This window comes from Microcystis sp. M061S2 (assembly GCF_020245605.1).
In the GTDB taxonomy this organism is placed as follows: Bacteria; Cyanobacteriota; Cyanobacteriia; order Cyanobacteriales; family Microcystaceae; genus Microcystis.
In genome coordinates this window covers 1-5,784 of record NZ_JADBUP010000153.1, presented here as the reverse complement: position 1 = coordinate 5,784, position 5,784 = coordinate 1, and the positions used below count along the sequence as shown (strand labels likewise).

General features: G+C 40.0%; 3 protein-coding genes, 1 rRNA gene and 1 pseudogene. 4 read left to right on the top strand and 1 reads right to left on the bottom strand.

Annotated features, from left to right (window positions below; translation table 11 throughout):
* From IM475_RS22115 to IM475_RS22100, 4 genes and pseudogenes are all read left to right on the top strand, one after another.
* A pseudogene (locus tag IM475_RS22115) lies at positions 1 to 139 on the top strand (transposase); the annotation flags it as partial.
* A 328-nt stretch (positions 140 to 467) separates the two neighbouring features.
* Complete coding sequence (gene kaiC / locus IM475_RS22110; RefSeq protein ID WP_002797104.1) at positions 468 to 1,988, top strand: circadian clock protein KaiC; 1,521 nt, start codon at positions 468 to 470, stop codon at positions 1,986 to 1,988.
* A gap of 80 nt (positions 1,989 to 2,068) precedes the next feature.
* Positions 2,069 to 2,899 (top strand): amino acid ABC transporter substrate-binding protein, encoded by an 831-nt coding sequence (locus IM475_RS22105; protein ID WP_287729148.1) that lies wholly within the window; start codon positions 2,069 to 2,071, stop codon positions 2,897 to 2,899.
* Positions 2,900 to 2,983: 84 nt separating this feature from the next.
* The gene (locus tag IM475_RS22100; protein ID WP_287729147.1) at positions 2,984 to 5,608 is read left to right on the top strand and encodes a DNA polymerase III subunit alpha; all 2,625 of its coding nucleotides are present in this window, start codon (positions 2,984 to 2,986) and stop codon (positions 5,606 to 5,608) included.
* A gap of 47 nt (positions 5,609 to 5,655) precedes the next feature.
* Here the strand turns inward: IM475_RS22100 and rrf are convergent.
* Positions 5,656 to 5,773: ribosomal RNA gene (gene rrf / locus IM475_RS22095) — 5S ribosomal RNA — on the bottom strand.
* Positions 5,774 to 5,784: the final 11 nt, after the last annotated feature.

Below are 5,784 nucleotides of genomic sequence, written 5' to 3'. Positions count from 1 at the left end.
TCATCAGGTCGTGTTTTTGCCAAAATACTCTCCTGATTTAAATGATATCGAACATGATTTTAGTGCATTAAAGAGGGCAAGAATGTATGCTCCTGTGGGGACACCCCTTGATGAAATTATTCGTACTTATTGTGTCGCCTATAGCGGTAAGCGCTTGAGTGAGATACAGACCAAGCCTTGCCTAGCATGGTTTATAGCTCGTGACACTGTACTTCATACGACTGCACACCGCTATAGTGTCTCGTTCTTATTTGAAATAACTATAATTTCAGTTCCAAGCTGATTCGGAGCATCTTTACATCTGACAACGCCCCATTTATTCTTGGGTTAAGCTGTCCTGAATTTAAACTATGTCTTGGAAATTTTATTACCAATGCTCAAACTCTCAAACTAGGGATAAATTTCTGGTATCGCCGGTCACTGAAATAGGTACAATAAACATTGGCTCGTTTTCATAGAGAACTTAAATGACGCAAAATAATCCCCTAGAGTTGATTGAGAAGTTAGAAACAGGAATCCCCGGCTTTGATTTTCTTTCGGAAGGGGGATTACCGAAAGGACGAGCAACTTTGATAGCGGGGACGGCAGGAAGTGCTAAAACGGTTTTTGCCTGTCAATTTCTGGCAGAAGGCATCAAAAATGGAGAAAATGGCGTTTTTGTCACCTTCGAGGAGCCACCCCAAGCACTAAGAAAAAATATGGGTGGTTTTGGTTGGAATATCCGGCAGTGGGAGGAGAATCGTCAATGGGCCTTTGTCGATGCTTCCCCCCAACCGGAAGAAAAGCCGATGGTGACGGGAGAATACGACCTAGGCGCATTAATCGCTCGCATTGAGTTTGCTATCCGCAAAAATAAAGCCAAACGGGTGTCTATGGATTCTTTAGGCGCAATTTTCAGCCATTTAAGTGATAGCGCTCAAGTGAGAAGTGATCTTTTTCGTCTGGCAACCGCTTTGCGAGAATTGGAAGTAACAGCGATTATGACCGCAGAAAGAACCCAAGAATACGGCGAAATCAGTCGTTATGGGGTGGAGGAGTTTGTGGCCGATAATGTGGTGATTTTACGCAACGTTTTAACCGATGAGAAAAGAAGAAGGACGATCGAAATTTTAAAATATCGGGGAACCGATCACCAAAAAGGAGAATTTCCTTTTACAATTATTCCCAATAAAGGGGCCGTGATTATTCCTTTATCAGCCATTGAATTAGAACAAAAATCCTCTAATATTCGCATTACTTCTGGCAGCTTGGAACTCGATAGAATGTGTGGGGGTGGTTTCTTCCGCGATTCGGTTATTTTGGTTTCGGGAGCCACAGGAACAGGAAAAACCCTGATGGTGACAGAATTTATGGCTGGGGGAGTAACCAATGGGGAAAGATGTTTAATTTTTGCCTTCGAGGAAAGTCGAGAACAGTTATTTAGAAATGCTACCGGTTGGGGTGTGGATTATGACCGCATGGAAAAGGAAGGTAAATTAAAGGTAGTCTGCCGTTATCCCGAAACTACGGGTTTAGAAAATCATTTAATTATGATGAAGGAAATTATCGAGGAGTTTCAACCTAATCGAGTGGCAGTAGATAGTTTATCTGCTTTAGAAAGGGTTTCTAATCTGAAAGGATTTCGGGAATTTATTATCGGTTTGACTTCTTTTATTAAGCAAAAAGAGGTGGGAGGATTATTTACTTCCACCACTCCCACTTTATTAGGAGGTTCCTCGATCACAGAAGCGCATATTTCTACAATTACCGATTCAATTATTCTGCTGCGTTATGTGGAAATGTATGGAGAAATGCGCCGAGGTATCACTGTTTTAAAAATGCGCGGCTCTATGCACGATAAGGATATTCGTGAGTTTTCGATCGATCATCAAGGTATGCACATCGGTCAACCTTTCCGCAATGTTACCGGAATTCTGGCTGGAACTCCTATGTACACAGCACAAACAGAAGTAGAACGTTTGAGTGGATTATTCGAGGATCGTAGTTAAAATACAGCAGCATTTGCTAATCGCACATCGGCCGTTAGCTTTTTTCTCCCTATCTCCTGTCCTCTTCTTGCTTTCTTGATATGTCTAAAAACTTTTGGTTTATTTTTCTAGGTCTTTTACTGATAAATAACCTACATTTATCAGCCTTGGCAGAAACAGTTTTACAAAGAATTGCTCGCACGGGAGAATTAAAAGCGGCAGCCAGAAAAGATGCTACTCCCTTTAGTTATATCGATGAGAAAACGGGACAATGGACAGGTTACGGAGTGGAATTAATGCGCTTAGTCCAACGTCGATTAGCACAAAAATTAGGTAACCCGATTACAATAACCTTTACAGAAGCGACGACTAATAATCGTTTTCAGCAAGTGGAACAGGGACAAGTAGATTTATCCTGTAATGCGGCAACAATCACGGAAGAAAGACTAGAAAGGGTTAATTTTTCTATTCCCTATTTTATGACGGGAGCGCAATTTCTAACTAAAAGGGAAAATGTTGATAAAATAGATATTAATAACACTTTAGCATCAGTTGCGATCGCATACATTCCCGACACCACCACCGATAGTATTATTCGTTATATCTATCCTCTGGCTAATTGGCAAGCTGTCAGCGATCGAAGTGAAGCAGTGGCAAAATTACAAAGGGGAGAAGTTAAAGCAGTGGTTAGTGATGGAATTCTTCTACTGGGGGAAATCGTTAAACAAGGACAGGATCCGCGACAATTTGTGCTACTACCCCGTCAACCGATTACCACCGAACTTTATGGCTGTATTTTACCCAAAAACGATCCCGAATGGAAAAAATTTGTTGATACTGTCGTCGGCAGCAATGATAACCAGAAACTGCGAGAACAATGGTTTAATTTAGAAGAAAGTTCTTTCCCCTATAGGATTCTCAATCAACCCTAAAAATAGACTGTGATTGCTGAAAATTAAAAGTAAGTAAATTCTGGTTTTTTTCTCCTTTTCCTGGTCACTTTTTCCTGAAAAACTATGTCTTTTGTCGGTTTACATATTCACAGTGATTATAGCTTACTTGATGGTGCTTCCCAATTACCGGCACTAATTGATCGAGCGATTGAATTAGGACAACCGGCGATCGCTTTAACCGATCATGGAGTCATGTATGGTGCGATCGAATTAATTAAAACCTGCCGTAATAAGGGAATAAAACCAATTATTGGCAATGAAATGTATGTAGTCAATGGCGATATTGAAGTCAATCTTCGCCACCGAAAATATCATCAAGTTGTTTTAGCCAAAAACACCCAAGGCTATAAAAATCTGGTTAAATTAACTACTATTTCTAATCTGAAAGGTATTCAAGGTAAAGGCATTTTTGCTCGTCCTTGTATCAATAAAGAGTTACTCCAACAATACCACGAAGGATTGATAGTTACCAGTGCTTGCTTGGGTGGAGAGATTCCCCAAGCAATTTTAGCTAATAACAGGAAACTGGCTAAGGAAACGGCTAAATGGTATAAAAAACTTTTTGGTGATGATTTTTACTTAGAAATTCAAGACCATGGTTCTAAAGAAGATCGGATTGTTAATGTAGAAATAGTTAAAATTGCTAAAGAATTAGGAATCAAAGTAGTTGCTACTAACGATTCTCACTTTATTTCCTGTTACGATGTAGAGGCACACGATGCCTTGCTATGTATTCAAACTGCCAAGTTAATTACTGAAGATAAACGCCTCCGTTATAGCGGCACAGAATACTTAAAATCTGCTGATGAAATGCGTTTACTTTTCCGTGATCATCTGCCAGAAGATGTGATTGAAGAAGCGATTAATAACACCTTAGAAGTAGCAGAAAAAGTCGAACCTTATAACATATTCAATGAACCAAGACTACCTAACTATCCAGTTCCTGCGGGACATACTGCTGATAGTTATGTAGAAGAAATTGCTTGGTTAGGATTACTAGAAAGATTAAAATGTCCTTCTCGTCACGAAATTGAACCTGTTTACAAAGAAAGACTTGAATACGAATTAAAAATGTTACAGAAAATGGGATTTTCTACCTATTTTCTCGTCGTTTGGGACTATATAAAATATGCTAGAGATCATGATATTCCCGTCGGTCCAGGACGTGGTTCTGCGGCGGGTTCTTTGGTAGCATATTCTTTAAAAATAACTAATATTGATCCCGTTCATCACGGTTTATTATTTGAGCGTTTTCTCAATCCTGAACGGAAATCTATGCCTGATATTGATACGGATTTCTGTATCGAGAGACGGGATGAAATGATCCAATACGTCACGGAAAAATACGGGGAGGCTAATGTTGCCCAAATCATTACTTTTAACCGCATGACATCAAAAGCTGTCTTAAAAGATGTGGCGCGGGTGTTAGATATTCCCTACGCCGAATCGGATAAAATGGCGAAAATGATTCCCGTTTCTCGCGGTAAACCCACACCTTTAAAAGTGATGATTTCCGATGAAACTCCCGAACCAGCATTTAAAGAAAGATACGATACGGAACCCCATGTGCGTCATTGGTTAGATATGGCAATTCGTATCGAAGGTACTAACAAAACCTTCGGAGTTCATGCCGCGGGAGTCGTCATTTCTTCCCAACCTTTAGATGAAGTGGTTCCCCTCCAGAAAAATAATGATGGGGCGGTAATTACCCAATATTTCATGGAGGATTTAGAATCATTGGGATTGTTAAAAATGGACTTTTTAGGGTTAAGAAATTTAACCACTTTGAAAAAAACCGCCGATTTAATTAAACAAAATCAGGGTATAGATATCGATCTCGAACAATTGCCTTTAGATGAAAGAAAAGCCCTGCAAATTCGGGCTAAAGGGGAACATAAAAAACTACCTCCCGATATTATCAAAACCCACGTATTACTAGAAGAAGGGGATTTAGAAGGTATTTTCCAGTTAGAATCATCGGGGATGAAACAGATAGTTAAAGAGTTAAAACCATCGGGTATTGAGGACATATCTTCAATCTTAGCACTCTATCGCCCCGGACCTTTAGATGCGGGATTAATTCCTCTCTTTATTGGCAGAAAACACGGTAGAGAACCCATTCGTTATGATCATCCTTTATTGGAACCAATTCTTAAGGAAACCTACGCAGTTTTAGTCTATCAAGAACAGATTATGAAAATGGCGCAGGATTTAGCGGGTTATTCCCTAGGAGAAGCGGATCTATTGCGTCGGGCAATGGGTAAGAAAAAAGCCTCCGAAATGCAGAAACAAAGGGAGATGTTTATCGATGGTGCTGCTAAAAATGGTGTGGAAAAAAGAATCGCTGAAAATCTCTTTGAACAGATGGTAAATTTTGCCGAATATTGTCTAGGAGGTGAGACGTTAATTTTAACTGAGGAATACGGATTATTACCAATTGCTAAAATTGTGAGCGAAGAAATTAACTGCACTGTTTATACTGTTGACCAAAATGGTTTTGTTTATAGTCAACCAATCTCTCAATGGCACGAGCGAGGTTTACAAGAAGTCTTTGAATACACCCTAGAAAATGGGCAAACTATCCAAGCAACCAAAGATCATAAATTTATGACTAGCGACAGAGAAATGTTAGCCATAGATACAATATTTGAGCGAGGTTTAGATTTAAAATCCTCTGATTTTTCCTAAAAACCAAACCCCCCAATCTTGTCGGATTGAGGGGTAGGAAAGAATAATCCTGGCATCGAGCTATTGTCCCGGTCGGCAACCCGACAAGTATCTTGGCCACGGTGAAGTTTCACAACCGAGTTCGGGATGGAATCGGAGTGGTGCCATCACGTTAAAGACACCAGGAAGGGTAGAAC

Excerpts from the sequence above, each read along its gene's own strand:
- kaiC (WP_002797104.1), top strand. The coding sequence starts at position 468 with ATGACGCAAAATAATCCCCTAGAGTTGATTGAGAAGTTAGAAACAGGA.
- IM475_RS22105 (WP_287729148.1), top strand. The coding sequence starts at position 2,069 with ATGTCTAAAAACTTTTGGTTTATTTTTCTAGGTCTTTTACTGATAAAT.
- IM475_RS22100 (WP_287729147.1), top strand. The coding sequence starts at position 2,984 with ATGTCTTTTGTCGGTTTACATATTCACAGTGATTATAGCTTACTTGAT.